A 16,565-nucleotide genomic window follows, 5' to 3' on the forward strand; every position below is an offset into this window, starting at 1 on the left:
TCTCTTATAACCCCCTACCATCAAGGGAGCTTTCTGCCGATTTCTTGCCTATTTCTACTGAGCCTGGATAAATGAGTACAAATCAGCCCATCGCGGCGACCCACCAGTCCGCCCTCGCCAGCCGACTCGCCGCCCTGGCACCCCACCCGGGGATCACCGCCGCCCCCGTGCCCGGCGTGCACCTCATCTACACCACGGAGCATCACGACCGCATCCCGGTGCTCTACCGCCCGCGCATGATCATCATCCTGCAGGGGCACAAGGTGGGCTATCTCTCGGACTTCACCTTCCGCTACGACCCCGAGCACTACCTGATGATGACCCTGCCGCTGCCCTGCGAGTGCGAGTGCTTCGCCTCCCCCGAATCCCCTCTGGTGGGGCTCTCGGTGGAGATCGACGTGGCGGCGCTGCAGGCCCTGCTGCTGGAGATGGGGGACGCGGCCCCCGCCCCGGCGGAACCGGGTCGCGGCGTCGTCTCCGTGCCCCTCTCCGAGACCATGCTCTGCGCGGTGGAGCGCCTCATCGACGTGATGGACAAACCGCTCCACGCCCGGGTGCTGGGGCCCCAGATCGTGCGCGAGATCCTGTTCCATGCCCTGCACGAAGGGGGGGCCCCCGCCCTGCTGGCCATGGCCAGCCGTCACAGCCAGGTGAGCCAGATAGCCCGGGTGCTGCGTATCATGGAGCAGCGCTTTACCGAGAACCTGACGGTGGAGGAGCTGGCCCGGGAGGCAAACATGAGCGTCTCGGCCTTCCACCACCACTTCAAGGCGGCCACCGCCACCTCGCCCCTGCAGTACATCAAGACCCTGCGCCTGCACCGGGCGCGGCTGATGATGCTGCACGACGGCCTCAAGGCCGGGGTGGCGGCGGACAAGGTAGGCTACGAGAGCGGCTCCCAGTTCAGCCGCGAATACAAACGCTTCTTTGGCAACACCCCGAGCGAACACGCGGCACGCTTCCGCTCGGGACAACTGCGTATCGTGGAGGGATGACATGCGCACACTGATCCTGCTCGTTCTGACCCTGCTGGCCACCGCCTGCACCGGCATTCCACCGGGACACCAGGTGGTCAAGCCCTTCCAGCTCGACCGCTACCTGGGCACCTGGTACGAGGTGGCCCGCCTCGATCACGGTTTCGAGCGCGGCCTGAACCGGGTCACCGCCACCTACAGCCTGCGGGATGACGGCGGTGTCAGGGTGATCAACCGGGGGCAGGACGAACAGGGGGAATGGCGCGAGGCCGAGGGGCGCGCCTACTTCGTGGGCGACAGCGACGAGGGGCGCCTCAAGGTGAGCTTCTTCGGCCCCTTCTACGGCAGCTACAACGTGCTGGCGACGGACTATGACCTCTCCCTGGTGAGCAGTTACAGCCTCCAGTACCTCTGGATCCTCTCCCGCACGCCCCATCCCCCCAAAGAGAAGGTAGAGGCCCTGGTCGAGCGGGCCCGGGGGCTCGGCTTTGCCACCGACCGGCTGATCTGGGTCAGCCAGGATCCGGCGGGGAACGCCCCATGAGGATCTTCCAGGCCACCCCCGGTGACATTCCCCGGGTCACCCCCCTGTTCGTGGAATACCGGGCGTTCTACCGGCTGCCTGCCCGGCCCGAGGCCGCCGAAGCCTTCCTGCTGGAGCGCTGCACCGCCGGGGAGTCGGTGCTCTTCGTGGCCCAGAGCGAGGAGGGAGAGGTGCTGGGATTTGCCCACCTCTATCCCCTGTTCTGCTCCCTCGCCCTGAAACCCATCTGGCTGCTGTACGATCTGTTCGTGGCGCCGGCGGCCCGCCAGCAGGGGGTGGCCCAGGCGCTGCTGGCGCGGGCCGATCGCCACGGCCAGGAGACGGGCGCCGCCTTCCTGATGCTGAGCACCGCCACCGACAACCGGCAGGCTCAGTCCCTCTACGAAGGGCACGGCTACCAGCGGGACAACGAGTTCTACAGCTACATCAAGCCCCTCTGAGCCTCTGCCTGCGCCCGTTGCAGGGCCAGGACCCGATATTATTCAGCAGGTGCATGGCGAAATAATATCCATACACAGGATGAATAAAGGCGACCCCGGGGTCGCCTTTGTCACATCCGGGTCGCAGCCTAGAGCCGGAAGCGCCCGATCTCCTGCTCCAGCCGCTCGGTGAGAGACTTGAGCTGGGCCGCCTGGGCGGCCTCTTCGCCGGCCTGGGCCGCCAGCGCCTGGGAGACGTGGCGGATATTCTCGGTGTTGCGGCTGATCTCGCCGGTCACCGAGGTCTGCTCCTCGGCCGCCGCCGCGATCTGGGTCGCCATGTCGCTGATGGCGCCGATGGCCTCGTTGATCCTGCCCAGGCTGAGATTCGCCGCTTCGGCGTCCTCCACGCTGGTGCCCGCCAGCTGGCGGCTGGTCTCCATGCCGCCCACCGCCTTGCGGGTGGTCTGCTGCAGCGCCTCGATCATCTGCTGGATCTCGGCGGTGGAGTCGTGGGTGCGGCGCGACAGCACCCGCACCTCGTCCGCCACCACGGCAAAGCCGCGTCCCTGCTCCCCGGCCCGGGCCGCCTCGATGGCGGCGTTCAGGGCCAGCAGGTTGGTCTGCTCGGCGATGCCGCTGATGGTGGCCAGAATGCCGCTGATCTGCTGGGCGTGGCCATCCAGCTCGTGGATGGTCTGGCTGGCGTCGGAGACCTCCCCCGCCAGCCCCGTGATGCTGCGCTGGCTCTGGCCGACCTGGGACTGGCCGGCCACCGCGAGGCGCACCGCATCGCCGGCGGTGTTGGCGGCAAACTCGGCGTTGCCAGCGATCTCCTGGGTGGCGGAGGCCATCTCGGTCACCGCGGTCGCCACCATGACGATCTCGTCCTGCTGCTGGCGCACCCGCTGGCTGCGGGCCTCGGCCCCCGCCGCCTGGGTGCGGGACTGGGCCGCCAGCTCGACGGTGACGTCCCGCAACCGGCTGACGATGCCGTGCAGTCGCGCCACGAACTGGTTGAAGTTCTGGGCCAGCTGCCCCACCTCATCCTGGCTGCGGGTGGCGATCTGCACCGTGAGATCACCCTCCCCGTGGGCGATGTCGGCAAGCGCCCTGGAGACCCGCCCCAGATCCGCGAACAGGTAGTTGAACATGGCGATGAGCAGGGCACCGAACACCAGCAGCAGCACCAGGGTCAGCCCCACCAGTTGCCACAGCAGGGAGGCGAGCGGCGCCTCCAGCACGTCCTTGTACATCACCATGGCGAGCAGCCAGTCGGTGCCGGGCACGCCCTGCACCGAGAGCAGCACCTCGCGCCCGTTCAGATTGGCGCCGTGCAGTTCGCCGTCGCGGCTCCACGCATCCAGCGCCGCCCCGGTGAGGCCGGGATCCAGCTCCGCCACCTGCTTGAGCGCCAGCTCCTTGTTCGGGTGGCCGACGATGAGGCCGGTGCGGTCGAGCAGCATGGCGTAGCCCTCTCCCTGCACCTTCATGGCCAGCACCTCGTCGATGAGGGCGTCGAGGGAGAGATCCGCCCCGGCCACCCCGATCACCCGGCCCTGGTGGCTCACCGGCTCGGCCAGGGTCACCACCATCTGCTGCATGGTCACGCTGACATAGGGCGGCGTGACGATGAGCTTGCCCGCCTTGTCGGCGTTCTGGTACCAGGGGCGGGCCCTGGGGTCATAGTTGGCGGTGTTGAGGGCGGGATCGTGGCGGGTCATCTCCCCCTGCGCCGAACCAAAATAGGTGAGGCCGAAACCGCCGGAGGTGCGGGTCTGCAACAGGTGGGGTACCAGGGCCGTGTCGGGGTCGCGCGCAATGACGGCGGCCAGGGCGTCGACCGCGTGCTTGCGATCCTCAAGCCAGTTGCCGATGGCCACCGAGTGGGCGTGGCCGTAGTTGACCGCCTCGCTCTGGATGGCGTCAAGGGTGCGGGATTTGAGGGTGTGGAAGGCGACAATACCGAGCAGGGCTGCCATCAGCAGCACTACCCCCAGGCTGGCCGCGAGCAGCTTGCCGCGCAACGAGAGAGTCATGACAACGAATCCTTGTGGTAGCCGGGGGCCGGGAATACCCCCATCTTGGTAGTTCTATCGGCACAATGATGAACGGTCTTTAGTGAATCCTGATATTTTTTCATCTATCAACAACAGAACGCACTACCAGCAACAGACTGCTCACTATTCCATGCTGACACCCGCAGGCACCACAAGGCCGCCCGAAGGCGGCCTGGCACTTACCCCTGATAGGCACCGGCGGAGTAGGTCAGCTCATAGCTGTGGCTGTAGATCTCGATGATGTTGCCGAAGGGATCTTCCATGTAGACCATGCGGTAGGGCTTCTCGCCCGGATAGTATTCGCGCACCGGCATCCGCTGCTTGCCGCCCGCCGCGACGATGCGTGTCGCCAGCCCCTCGACATCCGGATCCTGCACGCTGAAGTGGAACACCCCGGTCTTCCAGAATTCGAAGTTGTTTTCGCGCTGCTCGCTGTTGGGGAACTCGAACAGCTCGATGCCGATCTTGTCGCCGGTGGAGAGATGAGCGATGCGGAAAGAGCCCCAGCCCGGGCCAAATACGTCGTTGCACATCACGCCGATGGCGGAGTCATCCTCGGTGATGGTGGTCGCCGGCATGATGAGATACCAGCCCATCACCTTGGTATAGAACTCGACTGCCTTGTCGAGGTCAGTCACCGTGATGCCGATGTGGGAGAAGTTGCGCGGGTAAGTCATAAGTCACCTTGAAATTGTGTGTGGGAAACAGGTGACATGATAGGAAGAGGCGCCATAATGAAAAATAAGGTCAAACTAATGGAATGCATAAATTAAATTTATGGTTAATCCACTCTGGCTCCACACCCTGGTGGTGGTGCATGAAACCGGCAGTTTTACCCGTGCCGCCGATCGGCTGGATCTCACTCAGGCCGCCGTCAGTCAGCATATCTCGCGCCTCGAGGCCGAATTCGGCCCCCTGCTGCTACGCAAGCCCCGTCAGCTGGAGCTCACCCCGCGCGGGCTGGTGCTGCTCGACTTCGCCCGCCAGCAGGCGCAGGCCGCCGAACAGTTGCGAGCCCGTCTCTCTGATGACGACCCCCACCGCGGCGCCATCACCCTCACCACCCCCGGCAGCATCGGCCTGCTGCTCTATCCCCTGCTGCTCGATCAGCAACAGGAGCATCCCGGACTCACCATCCAGCACCGCTTTGCCCCCACCCCCGACATAGTGCAGGCGGTACTGGCGGGGCGCAGCGATCTGGGACTGGTGGATCAACCGCCGGAGCACCCCAGCATAGCCGCCGAGCCCTTCGCCCGCGAACCCCTCTGTCTGGTTGTACCCAGCGACGGCGAGGAGCCGAGCTGGCAGCACCTCTGTCAGCTCGGCTTTATTGACCACCCGGATGGCCGCAGCATGGCTCAGCGCCTGCTGGGACGACGCTATCCCGGCCAGCGCTTCGACGAGATCCCGCTGCGCGGCTTTACCAACCAGATCGGCCTGATCCTGGAGCCAGTCGCCCGCGGCCTCGGCTTTACCGTGCTGCCCCGCTTCGCCGTCACCGCCTTTGCCCAACAGGAGCAGATCCGGGTGATCCAGAGCAGCATTGAGGTGATCGACACCCTCTGGCTGATCTACCGCGCCGAGTGGCCGCTCCCCGCCCGCCACCAGCGGCTGGTGGAAACCCTCAAGACGCAGGTCGGCGCCATCTGATGGACAAACAACAAGGCCGCCCGAAGGCGGCCTTTTACTGTCCGGCGGCTGGGTTATTTGACCCGCGCCAGCGCCGTGTTGATCCTCAGGTTGGTCGCCTCCAGCCCCGGCTGCTGGCCGTAGAAGTCGAACGCCAGCTCGACACTGGGGCGAAACAGCAGGCAGTGGGTGGAGCCGCCGAAGTGGAACATGCCGAGCTGCTCCCCCTTCGCGATCCGATGCCCCGGCTGCACCGTCACCTCGCAGCTCGACACCTCCGCCATGCCCACCGGCACCACGCACATCAGGCCGATTTTGGGGTTGTCGGCCTCGATGAAGATGAGTGCCCGGGTCGCCACCGCGGTGAGGAAGGGCTGGGACTGGTTCGGGGCGCTGGGGTCGGGCCCCACCGGGCTGTCGAAACCCTGGTGGCGGTTGGCCAGGTAGTAGCTGCCGTTGACCACCTTGACCGAGCGCACCGTGCCGCTCACCGGGCTGTGCCAGCGGTGATAGCTGAGGGCGCTGAGGAAGGCCTGATAGAGGGTGCCCCCCTCGAACGCGGCGGCGCGCGGGTCGAAGTCCAGCAGGTTGTCCAGGGAATAGGGCTGCCCCTTGAGCCAGAACGCGTCCTGCCGCCTTACCCCGGTCACCACCTGCAGCGGGGCCGACTCGCAGGCGTTGGCGATCACGCTGTCATCGTCCGGGGCCGTCGCCGGCCGCACGCCGGGGCAGAAGCGGCGGGTGAAGAAGTCGTCCCAGCTGGCGAAGCCCTCGTATTCCTCTCCCGGCACGGTGTGGAAGATCCCCTCGAAGCGCTCTGGGGTGGGGTTGTCGCCGGCCCCGAGCGCCCCCTGCGCCACCTTGACCATCTCCCGTTTCGCCACCTCCCCGAGCCAGGGGACGATCAGGGTCTGGCGATCCAGGGTGCTCACCGACTCCGTCAGCACATAACGGGACGCGGGACTTTGCAGGAAGTCGGCCCAGTAACCGAGGATCTTGCGCAGTTGCTGGTTCACCAGCGCATTGGCAAAGAAGTCGTACCCGGCGGCCGTCGCCATGGGCCAGTTGAGCAGGGCATTGATGGGGAATCCGATCAGCCCGGCGGGCTCCTGGGTCTGCACATCCTGATAGGCTTCCGGGGCCGTGGTCATGATGCCGTTGAGCAGCTGCAGGAACTCATCGAAGCTGCGCACCTGGACCTGACCGAGCGGCGTGCTGTGCTCATGCTGCCACGCCTCGTCAAACATCCCCTGGGCCTGCTGATGCAGGAGAGGATCCTGCTCCACCAGCGCCTTCAATCCGGCGATCGGGGCCACCAGCGGGCGAGGCTGGCGGGTGACCGCCTGACGCAGCCGCTGTACCCAGCGCGCCACATGGGCCTGATCCCGGGGGACCCAGCCACCGGCATGGGCATGGGGGTGACGCGTATCCACTGCCTTGTTCATCGCTCTCTCCTTGTTGAAGCGCCTTGGGCCCGCCGGATGCGATGCGCCTGAAGGCGCCATCTGGCAGGAAGCAAGGTGTAGCACAGGGGAAAAGCGGCCTCCATTGACAGAAATGGCAGCGGCGAAGCGGAGAAAAAGAGGCTAACGGAGGCGGTGGCAAACGCCGCAAATGCGAAAGGCCAGCTCAATGAGCTGGCCTCTCTGAAAAATGGCAGGGGCGGCAGGACTCGAACCCGCAACCATCGGTTTTGGAGACCGCTGTTCTACCAATTGGAACTACGCCCCTGCAACAAACGAGGCGTAGTATACAAAGCGGAGGTCAAAGGTAAAGGCTTTTTTTCTCACTTTCGATGCGATCGAACAAATGACGAGCAGATCCCCGCAATTCCAACAAGGAGCGGGGGTAAGCTGCTGTATTTGCAGCCCCGACGGGGTAGGAATGGGACACAAATGGGGGTAGGGTGAAACCAGGCTCAGGGAGGCTGCCCATGCTCAATTACCGACTGCTGCAACAGCTTGCGCCCCTCAACTTCCGGGATGAGCGCAAGACGGAGACCCTGGCCGACTATCTGGACAGAGTCTCTCCCCTGGTGCCCTCCATTCCCTCCAATGTGCTCGCCCAGTGGATTTACCGCCATTGGCGCGGTTTTGAATCCAACTGGAGCTTTATCGATCTCGCCAGCCACCAGTTCGAGTGCGAGCACTGGCCCACCGCGCAGATTATCGAGCAGATAGACTCCCGCCACATGGAGGTGATCGATCGCTGGGGCGAGATGCTGCGCAGCAACCGCTACGTGCGCCGCTCCTGGCTCGGCGATGACATGCTGCGCCGGGGCACCTGGTCCGAGCCTGTCATCGTCCTCGCCACCGCCCCGGGCACCTGCTACCCGGACGGTCACCCCCTGCCCCATCCCTACTGCCTGCTGGAGGGGCACCACAGGCTCGGCTACCTGCGCAGCATGGCCGCCGATGGCGCCCCCTTGCAGGCGCAGCACGCACTCTGGATTTGTCGACCCGTTCGCGACACTTAAACGTTTTTCTGGGCAAATCCTGCCTCTGAAATAAATTTTTGACAATTCAAAAACCAGCCCTATAATCGGTGCGGTTTTGAAAAAGGTCGGGACAGGACAATGCCGTTTTTGATGAAAAAAGCAGCCTTGCAGACGGGTGGAGCGCACCAGAGCGGCCCCGTTGTTTCCGGTTCCCGTCCCACAGATCCCCCGTTTTTTTTGAAAAGAGCCCCTGTTTCAGGGGCTTTTTTTTGTGCCGGAAAAACCTTCATTGATGCCAAAGGGAATGCAGACGATGACCAATCCACTCTATAACAAACACGTCATCTCCATCTCGGATCTGACCCGGTCCGACATGGAACTGGTGGTCGCCACCGCACAGCGGTTGAAGGCCGAACCCGACAGCCGCCTGCTGAAAGACAAGCTGGTCGCCAGTTGCTTCTTCGAAGCCTCCACCCGCACCCGTCTCTCCTTCGAGACCGCGGTCCAGCGCCTGGGCGGCAACATCATCGGCTTCGCCGACGGCGGCAACACCAGCGCCAAGAAGGGCGAGACTCTGGCCGACTCCATCAAGATCATCAGCTCCTACACCGATGCGGTGGTGATGCGCCACCCGAAGGAAGGGGCAGCCCGTCTGGCCTCCGAGTTCTCCCGGGTGCCGGTCATCAACGGCGGTGACGGCTCCAACCAGCATCCCACCCAGACCCTGCTCGACCTCTTCTCCATCCACGAGACCCAAGGCAAGCTGGACGGCCTCAACGTCGCCTTCGTCGGTGACCTGAAGTACGGTCGCACCGTCCACTCCCTGGCCCAGGCCCTGAGCCTGTTCAACTGCCGCTTCTTCTTCATCTCCCCTGAGGCGCTGGCCATGCCGGACTACCTCTGCGAGGAGCTGGAAGAGAAGGGCATCCGCTTCAGCGTGCACGAGACCATGGAAGAGGTGATGCCGGAGCTCGACATCCTCTACATGACCCGCGTCCAGAAGGAGCGCTTCGACGAGACCGAGTACAAGCACATGGCCGCCAAGTTCGTGCTGGAGCTGGCGACCCTGGAAGGGGCCAAGCCCACCATGAAGATCCTCCATCCCCTGCCCCGGGTTGACGAGATCGAGGTCGCCGTCGACAAGACCCCCCACGCCTACTACTTCCAGCAGGCGGAGAACGGGGTCTATGCCCGCCAGGCACTGCTGGCACTGGTACTGAACGAAACCGTCTAAGGGAAAGGGGAACATCATGCCCGAGAAGAACCAACTGCAAGTCGAAGCCATCCGCCACGGCTCCGTCATCGACCACGTCCCCGCCGGCCAGGGCATCAAGATCCTCAAGCTGTTCCAGCTGATCGAGACCCAGGAGCGGATCACCGTCGGCTTCAACCTCAAATCCGGCGCCCTCGGCAAGAAGGATCTCATCAAGATCGAGAACACCCGTCTGACCGAGCAGCAGGCCAACCAGCTCGCCCTGTTCGCCCCCAAGGCGACCGTCAACATCATCGAAGACTTCGTGGTGGTGAAGAAGCACCAGCTGGCGCTGCCGGAGTTCATCGAAGGGGTGTTCCACTGCCCCAACTCCAACTGCATCTCCCACAACGAACCGGTGGAGAGCTACTTCCGGGTGCGCGAGGTGAAAGGGGCGGTGCGGATGAAGTGCAAATACTGCGAGAAGTCCTTCACCCAGGACATCGTCAGCGAACGCTACTGATTTCCTGCCGACAAATGATATCCATGTGGGCCCCATCGGGCCCATTTTTGAACCCTGTCACATCACTTATTCCCCCTTTGGTTATAATTTGCCATCCCGTAATGGATATACCTCGCTCATCCCCTGCTTGAGTGCTCCTCATTAGTGTTTTTCGCTATGAAAAGCCGGAACGACAGACTGGGCGAGACCGCCATCGCTCATCGCCAAAGGAAGTCGCCATGGTCAACACCCTCAGCCGCCCAGCAGAACCAGAGTCCGACCTGGCCCAGCTCGACGCCTGCCGCCAGATCATCGGCCAGCACTGCTACAGCACCCAGGAGGAGATCCGCCGCGAGCTCTCCGCCCGCGGTTTTGCCGACATCAGCCAGTCCACCATCTCCCGCCTGCTGCGCCGTCTCGGGGTCGCCAAGGCCCAGAACGCCAACGGCAAGAAGGTCTACACCCTGGTGGACGAGCAGCTGGAGCCCGCCGGCAGCACCCGCTCCATCCACGACATGGTGCGCGCCGTGGTCCACAACCAGCAGATGGTACTGGTGCATACCACCCCGGGGGCCGCTACCGTGGTGGCTCGCCTGCTGGATCGCAACGCCAATCCCGAGATCCTGGGGGCCGTGGCCGGCAACGACGTGGTACTGATCGCCCCGCGCCACATCAGCCGAACCCGCCAGGCTCACGCTGCCGTGGTGCGCACCCTGGAAAACGCCCGCTGACCCCTGCTGGATGCCAGAAGGCGACCCCGGGGTCGCCTTTTTGTTGCCCGCGCGGCAAGGAGTCAGACCACGGGAGAGCCCGGGCGCCCCGCCTTGCCAGCCATCAAAAACGGGAGCCCCAGGCTCCCGTTGTTGTCCCAATGTCTGTCGGCATTCATGCCAGCACGGCACCCAGGCTCAGGCAGAGCACGATCAGCACGGTCAGCATGCCGAGCAGCGGGGCCACCCACTTCAGCCAGCGCACATAGGGCACCTTGGCAATGGCCAGCCCCCCCATGACCACGGCGGAGGTCGGGGTCACCAGGTTCACCAGGCCGGAGGCGGACTGGTAGGCGGTGACCACCAGCTCGCGGCCCACGTTGGCGAAGTCGGCGAGCGGCGCCATGATCGGCATGGTCAGCACCGCCAGACCGGAGGAAGAGGGCACCAGGAAGGAGAGCACCACTTCCAGCACGAACATCACGTTGATGAAGACGATGGTGGAGAGGCCGGTCACGATCCCCTCTGCACTGTGCAAAATGGTGTGGGTGATCATGCCGTTGTCCATCACCACCACGATACCGCGGGCGATACCGATGATGAGGGCCACGCCGAGCAGATCGCGGGCACCGTCGATGAAGTTGGAGGTCAGCTCCTCCTCGCTCATGCGGGAGATGACGCCGACGATGATGGCGGCAGCCAGGAACACGCCGGAGATCTGCGCCATCCACCAACCCAGCACGGCCACCCCGTAGATCATCACGGCGAAGGCGGCGACGAAGATGCCCAGCACGATCTTGCGGGTGGTGGTGAACTCCAGCATCTGGTCGCTCTTGTTGCCAAGGAAGTGGGCACGGTTCTCTTCCCACTTGTCGGCCACCAGGGACTTGCTGGGATCGCTTCGCACCATCTTGGCGTAACGCATCACATAGGCCACGCAGATCAGCCAGCCGGCCACCAGCATGGCAACCCGCAGCCAGATGCCGTCGGTGAAGGAGATGCCGGCCGCGTTGGCGGCGATCACGGTGGCGAACGGGTTGATGGTGGAGCCCAGGGTACCGATACCGGCCCCCAGCAGCACGGTCGCGGCGGCGACCACGGGGTCGAAGCGGGCCGCCATCATCACCGGCACCAGCAGGGTGTAGAACGGCAGAGACTCTTCCGCCATGCCGTAGATGGTGCCCCCTGCGGCGAACAGCGCCATCAGGATGGGGATCATCCACTCTTCACGGCCACGCAGGCGATCGGTTACGCGGTCGATGCCGGCATCGATGGCACCTGTCTTAGTCACGATGCCAAGGAAGCCACCGATGATCAGGATGAAGAGGGAGACGTCGATGGCGCCAGCCTCATAGGTGTCATGGTTGTAGAGACCGTCGATAGGTGCCAGCAGCACGTCGACGATCCCCTGGGGATTGGCATCCACCAGTTTGTAGGTACCGGCCACCGGCACTTCCTTGCCGAGGGCCTCGTTCATGGTCATCTCGTATTTGCCGGCCGGCACTATCCAGCTCAGGGCGGCCACCAGGGCGATCAGCACAAACAGTATCGTGTAGGCTGACGGGAACTTGAATTTGGTCATGGTCCAGCTTCCTTCTGTGGGTGTGGTATCCATGCAGGCTGCGGGTCGTAGGGTTGGAGGTATTATGCCGCTGTCACATGGTTGAAAAGCCGGGGGTCACCCCCCGGCACCACTGACGACGTCAGTCGCCCAGCGTAGCCACCATCACTGCCTTGATGGTGTGCATCCGGTTTTCCGCCTCGTCGAACACGATGCTGTGCTCGGATTCGAACACGTCCTCGGTCACTTCCAGGCCCTTCATGCCATATTTGTCGGCCACTTCCTTGCCCATGGTGGTCTCGTCGTTGTGGAACGCCGGCAGGCAGTGCATGAACTTCACATCCGGGTTCTTGGTGGCGTTGATGACATCCATGTTGACCTGATACGGGGTCATCAGTTTGACCCGTTGATCCCAGGCTTCCTTCGCTTCACCCATGGAGACCCAGACGTCGGTGTAGAGGAAGTCGGCACCCAGCACACCCTCTTTCACGTCTTCGGTCAGGTGGATGCGCGCACCGGTCTCTTCGGCGATGAGGCGGCAGGTGGCAACCAGCTCCTCTTCCGGCCAGAAGGCTTTCGGCGCCACCAGACGGATGTCCATGCCCATCTTGGCGGCACCCACCATCAGGGAGTTGCCCATGTTGTTGCGGGCGTCACCCAGGTAGGCGAACTTGATCTGATCCAGGCGTTTGCCCTTGCCGTGCTCCAGCATGGTCATGAAGTCCGCCAGGATCTGGGTCGGGTGGAATTCGTTGGTCAGGCCGTTCCAGACCGGCACACCGGCGTGGGCCCCCAGCTCTTCCACGATCTCCTGGCCGTAGCCGCGGTATTCGATGCCGTCATACATGCGGCCCAGCACCCGGGCGGTGTCCTTCATGGACTCCTTGTGACCGATTTGGGAACCGCTCGGGCCGAGGTAGGAGACCTGGGCGCCCTGGTCGAAGGCCGCCACTTCGAACGCACAGCGGGTGCGGGTGGAAGTCTTCTCGAAGATCAGGGCAATGTTTTTGCCGGTCAGGTGTTTGCGCTCATAGCCACCGTATTTGGCTTTCTTCAGGTCGATGGCCAAGTCAATCATGTATTGGATTTCGCGCGGGGTGAAGTCCAGCAGTTTCAGGAAGTTACGGTTACGCAGATTAAAAGCCATGATGAGTTCTCTCTATATTTGTTCAGACCAATTTGGCAGTGTTATTGACTACGCAGTTGTTCAGACCAGAGCCTTGGCTCAGGCATTGACGGTATTGGTGGCGACGATGTTGGTGCCGGCTTCCCCCTTGAGGATGGCGAGGCCATCTTCCAGGGAACCGATGCCGACCATGCCGCCGGTCGCCTTGACGAATTCGCAGGAGGCTTCGACTTTCGGCCCCATGGAGCCGGCGTCGAACTTGACCCCGGCCAGCTCGTCCGGGCTGGTGACCCGCAGCGGACGCTGGGTCGGCTTGCCCCAGTCCAGATAGACGGCATCGGCATCGGTCAGGATCAGCAGGGCGTCGGCCTTGATCTGCTTGGCCAGGTAGGCGGCAGACATGTCCTTGTCGATGACGGCCTCGATGCCGGTCAGGCTCTGGCCATCCCAGGTCACCGGGATACCACCACCACCGGTACAGATGATGAGGTGACCCTGGGCGATCAGGGTTTCGATGGCGTCGCCTTCGACGATGCGCTGGGGCAGCGGGGACGGCACCACGCGGCGGAAGAACTTGCCGTCGGCCTTGACCACCCAGTGCTTCTCGGCAGCCAGGGTGCGGGCTTCCGCCTCTTCGTAGACGGGGCCGATGAACTTGGTCGGGTTGGCAAACGCCGGATCTTGCGGGTCAACCTGCACCTGGGTCAGCAGCGCGGTGACGTTGCGGCTCGGCATCAGGTTCTTCAATTCCTGGATCAGCATGTAGCCGATCATGCCCTGGGACTCGGCACCCAGCACATCCAGGGGATAGGGGGAGACCTTGGTGTAGGCGCTGTTCTGCAGGGCCAGCAGGCCGACTTGCGGGCCGTTGCCGTGCACCAGCACCACGTTGTAATCCTCGGCGATGCGGGCGATGGTCTTGGCGGCGGTGGCGATGTTCTTGCGCTGGATGTCGGCTTCCAGAGGTTCACCGCGGCGGAGCAGGGCATTGCCCCCCAGGGCGACGACGACAGTTGGTTTTTTCATGGGTGTTACTCTCGAATTCTGGTTTGTGTGGCGCCAGCCTCTGCCGGCGCCACGCCGTCTTGTCAGATGCCGTCACGTTCCATCGGGCAGCTCATGCAGCGGGCGCCGCCGCGGCCACGTCCCAGCTCTTCACCCGGGATGGGCAGCACAGTGATGCCGGCCTTGTCGTACTTCTCGTTGGTGTAGGTGTTGCGCTCGTAACCCACCACCACGCCGGGGCGCACGGTCAGCACGTTGTTGGCGTCGTTCCACTGCTCCCGCTCGGCCTCGAAGCTGTCGCCGCCAGTGGTGATGAGCCTGAGCTGATCCACCCCCAGCGCCTTCTCGATGGCGGTGACGAAGTAACCCTCTTCCTTGATGTTCATCCCGGTGGCACCGCCCGGGGTCAGGCTCCAGCAGTTCACATCCTTGCGGATGACTTCCGGATAGACGGAGAAGGTGTCGACATCCATGTGGGTCATGACGGTGTCGAGGTGCATGCAGCTACGGTGTTTCGGCAGCTCCATGGCGATGACCTGCTTGGCCTGACCGTGCTTGAACAGGCTGCGGGCCAGATGCTCCACCCCTTGCGGCGTGGTGCGCTCGGACATGCCGATGAGCACGGCGCCTCGGCCGATGACCAGGACGTCGCCCCCTTCGATGGTGGAGTTGTCGTAGTCGCGCTCCTCGTCACCGAAGTACTTGATGAACTCCTGACCGGCAAACTGCGGGTGCCAGCGGTAGATGGCCTTCACGTGGTTGGTCTCGCGACGACGGGCGGCCTTGGCCATGGGGTTGATGGAGACGCCGCCATAGACCCAGCAGGAGGTGTCGCGGGTAAAGAGGTGGTTGGGCAGCGGTTCGATGATGAAATCGGTCGGGGCATGCATGCCGACCACCATGTTGACGCCGCTGTAGGGCATCTCGGAGTAGGTGAGGCCGCCGGAGAGGATGCGGGCCAGCTCGCGGTGAGGCATGTCCGCCAGGAAGCAGCGCACGTCGTTGGCCAAGGCAGTGCCGAGGCGATAGTCGGAGACCTGGTGTTGCAGCAGCCAGGCTTTGGCTTCCGGCACGTCCAGGGTTTCCGCCAGCAGATTGGTCAGGAGGAAGACTTCGACATTCTGATCGCGCAGTACCTGAGCGAATTTGTCGTGCTCCTGACCGGCACGTTCCACGGACAGGACGTCGTCAAACAGCAGATCCTGGCAGTTGGAAGGGGTCAGACGCTTCAGACTGAGGTTGGGGCGGTGCAACATGACACGGCGCAACTGGCCAACTTCAGAACCTACATAAAATTTGCTCATGATGATATTCCGTCTAGCAGTGGTCCCTGCGAGTGATTGAATAGATTCCTTCTATTCAGGCTCGTGGCTAAGGCGGGATATTCTTTATGTAGGGTACTCGGCTTGTGTTCTATCCTGCCCTTGCCTTTCGACGCAGAGATTAGGTCTGGCAACTCCACCAAACTTGGACATTGATCACATTCACCCGAGACTGCATAAATTCAGAAGTTAATTTATGATGGAGTTTACATATCTGACATTTCCCTCACCCTCCATCCGGCATAAATACGCAATAAAGCCCCAATATATTCCACAAAGAACGCAATTCCATTCACCCATGATATCCAAAAATGGATAGCCACCAATAAAAAACATCAAATAAATCATTATATTAAAATCAAAACGCTCATTTTTTGAATAAACTTCACCCACCTTTGAATTTATCCTCGCTTGTCATCCCGTTTGCTCTCACATAAATAATCACCTGCTCCTTTATCGTTGAATAATCCATCTCTTGTCCCAGATCATGGCGGCCCGCCCGGGCCAGATGGCTAGCCTCATCGCCAAGTCGTGTGCACTATCTCTTTTATATGGATATGCATTTTGCACGCATCCTGATGGCGCCTTTTTCACCGACCGGAGTGCAACCGGGATTCAAAGTTTTTTCATTAGTTGAATTTTTTCAGTCACCTTGCGCCGATTTCGGGTTCGCCTTAACTCAAAAAGTGATGCTTGTCACATTCGTTCCCGTCACCAAGGAGATAACCATGAAGATCCCGTCGCTGTTTCTGTTCGTCGCCCTGGTCCTGCCCATGACACCGGCCTTGGTGCATGCCCAGGGAGCCCCCGCCATGCCGCTGGTGGTCTGTCACGTTGACCAGGCACCCCAGATGCTGGTCCCCGCCTACCTATGCCAATGGCACGGTGGCAGCCAGCATCCCTGACCCTCTCGCCCAAGGGGAGGCGATCTCCTCTTGGGTCATCTCAGCTTTCCCTCCTTTACCTCCTTTATCTCCTGAATGGGATCCGGACCACGCCACCTGCATCATGCCCGTTGCCCTCCTCCACCCTCATCTGCGATCGACACTGACCGGCCTCCCCGGATTCTGAACCGCAGTTAAAC

Annotated in this window: 16 protein-coding genes and 1 tRNA gene; 9 read left to right on the forward strand and 8 right to left on the reverse strand. The window is 62.7% G+C overall.

Annotated elements, in window-relative coordinates:
* Positions 1-71: 71 nt before the first annotated feature.
* Genes C2U30_RS12910 through C2U30_RS12920 form a run of 3 tightly spaced genes read left to right on the forward strand, consistent with a single transcriptional unit; the run spans position 72 to position 1,958 of the window.
* Positions 72-995 carry an AraC family transcriptional regulator gene (locus C2U30_RS12910; RefSeq protein ID WP_010675998.1) on the forward strand — a complete coding sequence of 308 codons (924 nt, stop codon included), beginning with the start codon at positions 72-74 and terminating at the stop codon, positions 993-995.
* A 1-nt stretch (position 996) separates the two neighbouring features.
* Positions 997-1,518 carry a lipocalin family protein gene (locus C2U30_RS12915; protein WP_101530908.1) on the forward strand — a complete coding sequence of 174 codons (522 nt, stop codon included), beginning with the start codon at positions 997-999 and terminating at the stop codon, positions 1,516-1,518.
* Entirely contained in the window at positions 1,515-1,958 is a 444-nt protein-coding gene (locus C2U30_RS12920; protein WP_101530907.1) for a GNAT family N-acetyltransferase, read from the forward strand. Before C2U30_RS12915 ends, C2U30_RS12920 begins: the two co-directional genes overlap by 4 nt.
* A 128-nt stretch (positions 1,959-2,086) precedes the next feature.
* On the opposite strand, the gene C2U30_RS12925 is transcribed toward C2U30_RS12920, so the two are convergent.
* Together C2U30_RS12925 and C2U30_RS12930 are read right to left on the reverse strand one after the other, a co-directional pair.
* Positions 2,087-3,976: a methyl-accepting chemotaxis protein gene (locus C2U30_RS12925; RefSeq protein ID WP_103243877.1), complete on the reverse strand. Its 1,890-nt coding sequence runs from the start codon at positions 3,974-3,976 to the stop codon at positions 2,087-2,089.
* 200 nt (positions 3,977-4,176) lie between these two features.
* The gene (locus C2U30_RS12930; protein WP_103243878.1) at positions 4,177-4,674 is read right to left on the reverse strand and encodes a lactoylglutathione lyase family protein; all 498 of its coding nucleotides are present in this window, start codon (positions 4,672-4,674) and stop codon (positions 4,177-4,179) included.
* 100 nt (positions 4,675-4,774) lie between these two features.
* On the opposite strand from C2U30_RS12930, the gene C2U30_RS12935 reads away from it, so the two are divergent.
* On the forward strand, positions 4,775-5,647 hold the full coding sequence (locus C2U30_RS12935; protein ID WP_103243879.1) for a LysR family transcriptional regulator: 873 nt from the start codon (positions 4,775-4,777) through the stop codon (positions 5,645-5,647).
* Positions 5,648-5,700: 53 nt separating this feature from the next.
* Here the strand turns inward: C2U30_RS12935 and C2U30_RS12940 are convergent, their stop codons facing one another.
* Both C2U30_RS12940 and C2U30_RS12945 read right to left on the reverse strand, forming a co-directional pair.
* A complete protein-coding gene (locus C2U30_RS12940) occupies positions 5,701-7,071 on the reverse strand; it encodes a phosphatidylserine decarboxylase family protein (RefSeq protein ID WP_103243880.1) in 1,371 nt (456 codons plus the stop codon).
* Between the two features lie 209 nt (positions 7,072-7,280).
* Positions 7,281-7,357, reverse strand: a tRNA-Trp gene (locus C2U30_RS12945).
* Positions 7,358-7,559: 202 nt separating this feature from the next.
* Between C2U30_RS12945 and C2U30_RS12950 the strand changes: the two genes are divergently transcribed.
* The 4 genes from C2U30_RS12950 to C2U30_RS12965 all read left to right on the forward strand — a co-directional run bounded on the left by C2U30_RS12950 (position 7,560) and on the right by C2U30_RS12965 (position 10,488).
* On the forward strand, positions 7,560-8,102 hold the full coding sequence (locus tag C2U30_RS12950) for a hypothetical protein (RefSeq protein ID WP_039039632.1): 543 nt from the start codon (positions 7,560-7,562) through the stop codon (positions 8,100-8,102).
* 274 nt (positions 8,103-8,376) lie between these two features.
* Positions 8,377-9,297, forward strand: a complete 921-nt coding sequence (gene pyrB / locus C2U30_RS12955; RefSeq protein WP_010676005.1) for an aspartate carbamoyltransferase — start codon at positions 8,377-8,379, stop codon at positions 9,295-9,297.
* A 16-nt stretch (positions 9,298-9,313) separates the two neighbouring features.
* Positions 9,314-9,778 carry an aspartate carbamoyltransferase regulatory subunit gene (pyrI, locus tag C2U30_RS12960; RefSeq protein WP_103243881.1) on the forward strand — a complete coding sequence of 155 codons (465 nt, stop codon included), beginning with the start codon at positions 9,314-9,316 and terminating at the stop codon, positions 9,776-9,778.
* A gap of 218 nt (positions 9,779-9,996) precedes the next feature.
* Entirely contained in the window at positions 9,997-10,488 is a 492-nt protein-coding gene (locus tag C2U30_RS12965; RefSeq protein ID WP_039039633.1) for an arginine repressor, read from the forward strand.
* Positions 10,489-10,642: 154 nt separating this feature from the next.
* Here the strand turns inward: C2U30_RS12965 and C2U30_RS12970 are convergent, their stop codons facing one another.
* The 4 genes from C2U30_RS12970 to arcA form a co-directional block, all read right to left on the reverse strand.
* On the reverse strand, positions 10,643-12,049 hold the full coding sequence (locus C2U30_RS12970; protein ID WP_103243882.1) for a YfcC family protein: 1,407 nt from the start codon (positions 12,047-12,049) through the stop codon (positions 10,643-10,645).
* Positions 12,050-12,170: 121 nt separating this feature from the next.
* Entirely contained in the window at positions 12,171-13,175 is a 1,005-nt protein-coding gene (gene argF / locus C2U30_RS12975) for an ornithine carbamoyltransferase (protein ID WP_041211943.1), read from the reverse strand.
* Positions 13,176-13,253: 78 nt separating this feature from the next.
* The gene (arcC, locus tag C2U30_RS12980) at positions 13,254-14,180 is read right to left on the reverse strand and encodes a carbamate kinase (protein WP_039039634.1); all 927 of its coding nucleotides are present in this window, start codon (positions 14,178-14,180) and stop codon (positions 13,254-13,256) included.
* A 62-nt stretch (positions 14,181-14,242) separates the two neighbouring features.
* On the reverse strand, positions 14,243-15,463 hold the full coding sequence (arcA, locus tag C2U30_RS12985) for an arginine deiminase (RefSeq protein ID WP_010676011.1): 1,221 nt from the start codon (positions 15,461-15,463) through the stop codon (positions 14,243-14,245).
* 746 nt (positions 15,464-16,209) lie between these two features.
* Between arcA and C2U30_RS12990 the strand changes: the two genes are divergently transcribed.
* The gene (locus tag C2U30_RS12990) at positions 16,210-16,386 is read left to right on the forward strand and encodes a hypothetical protein (protein WP_103243883.1); all 177 of its coding nucleotides are present in this window, start codon (positions 16,210-16,212) and stop codon (positions 16,384-16,386) included.
* Positions 16,387-16,565: the final 179 nt, after the last annotated feature.

The organism is Aeromonas sp. ASNIH5, assembly GCF_002902865.1.
GTDB lineage: Bacteria > Pseudomonadota > Gammaproteobacteria > Enterobacterales > Aeromonadaceae > Aeromonas > Aeromonas caviae.

Excerpts from the sequence above, each read along its gene's own strand:
- C2U30_RS12970 (WP_103243882.1), bottom strand. The coding sequence starts at position 12,049 with ATGACCAAATTCAAGTTCCCGTCAGCCTACACGATACTGTTTGTGCTG.
- C2U30_RS12940 (WP_103243880.1), bottom strand. The coding sequence starts at position 7,071 with ATGAACAAGGCAGTGGATACGCGTCACCCCCATGCCCATGCCGGTGGC.
- C2U30_RS12920 (WP_101530907.1), top strand. The coding sequence starts at position 1,515 with ATGAGGATCTTCCAGGCCACCCCCGGTGACATTCCCCGGGTCACCCCC.
- C2U30_RS12965 (WP_039039633.1), top strand. The coding sequence starts at position 9,997 with ATGGTCAACACCCTCAGCCGCCCAGCAGAACCAGAGTCCGACCTGGCC.
- C2U30_RS12950 (WP_039039632.1), top strand. The coding sequence starts at position 7,560 with ATGCTCAATTACCGACTGCTGCAACAGCTTGCGCCCCTCAACTTCCGG.
- C2U30_RS12910 (WP_010675998.1), top strand. The coding sequence starts at position 72 with ATGAGTACAAATCAGCCCATCGCGGCGACCCACCAGTCCGCCCTCGCC.
- arcC (WP_039039634.1), bottom strand. The coding sequence starts at position 14,180 with ATGAAAAAACCAACTGTCGTCGTCGCCCTGGGGGGCAATGCCCTGCTC.
- C2U30_RS12925 (WP_103243877.1), bottom strand. The coding sequence starts at position 3,976 with ATGACTCTCTCGTTGCGCGGCAAGCTGCTCGCGGCCAGCCTGGGGGTA.
- C2U30_RS12990 (WP_103243883.1), top strand. The coding sequence starts at position 16,210 with ATGAAGATCCCGTCGCTGTTTCTGTTCGTCGCCCTGGTCCTGCCCATG.
- C2U30_RS12935 (WP_103243879.1), top strand. The coding sequence starts at position 4,775 with ATGGTTAATCCACTCTGGCTCCACACCCTGGTGGTGGTGCATGAAACC.
- argF (WP_041211943.1), bottom strand. The coding sequence starts at position 13,175 with ATGGCTTTTAATCTGCGTAACCGTAACTTCCTGAAACTGCTGGACTTC.
- arcA (WP_010676011.1), bottom strand. The coding sequence starts at position 15,463 with ATGAGCAAATTTTATGTAGGTTCTGAAGTTGGCCAGTTGCGCCGTGTC.
- C2U30_RS12930 (WP_103243878.1), bottom strand. The coding sequence starts at position 4,674 with ATGACTTACCCGCGCAACTTCTCCCACATCGGCATCACGGTGACTGAC.
- C2U30_RS12915 (WP_101530908.1), top strand. The coding sequence starts at position 997 with ATGCGCACACTGATCCTGCTCGTTCTGACCCTGCTGGCCACCGCCTGC.
- pyrB (WP_010676005.1), top strand. The coding sequence starts at position 8,377 with ATGACCAATCCACTCTATAACAAACACGTCATCTCCATCTCGGATCTG.
- pyrI (WP_103243881.1), top strand. The coding sequence starts at position 9,314 with ATGCCCGAGAAGAACCAACTGCAAGTCGAAGCCATCCGCCACGGCTCC.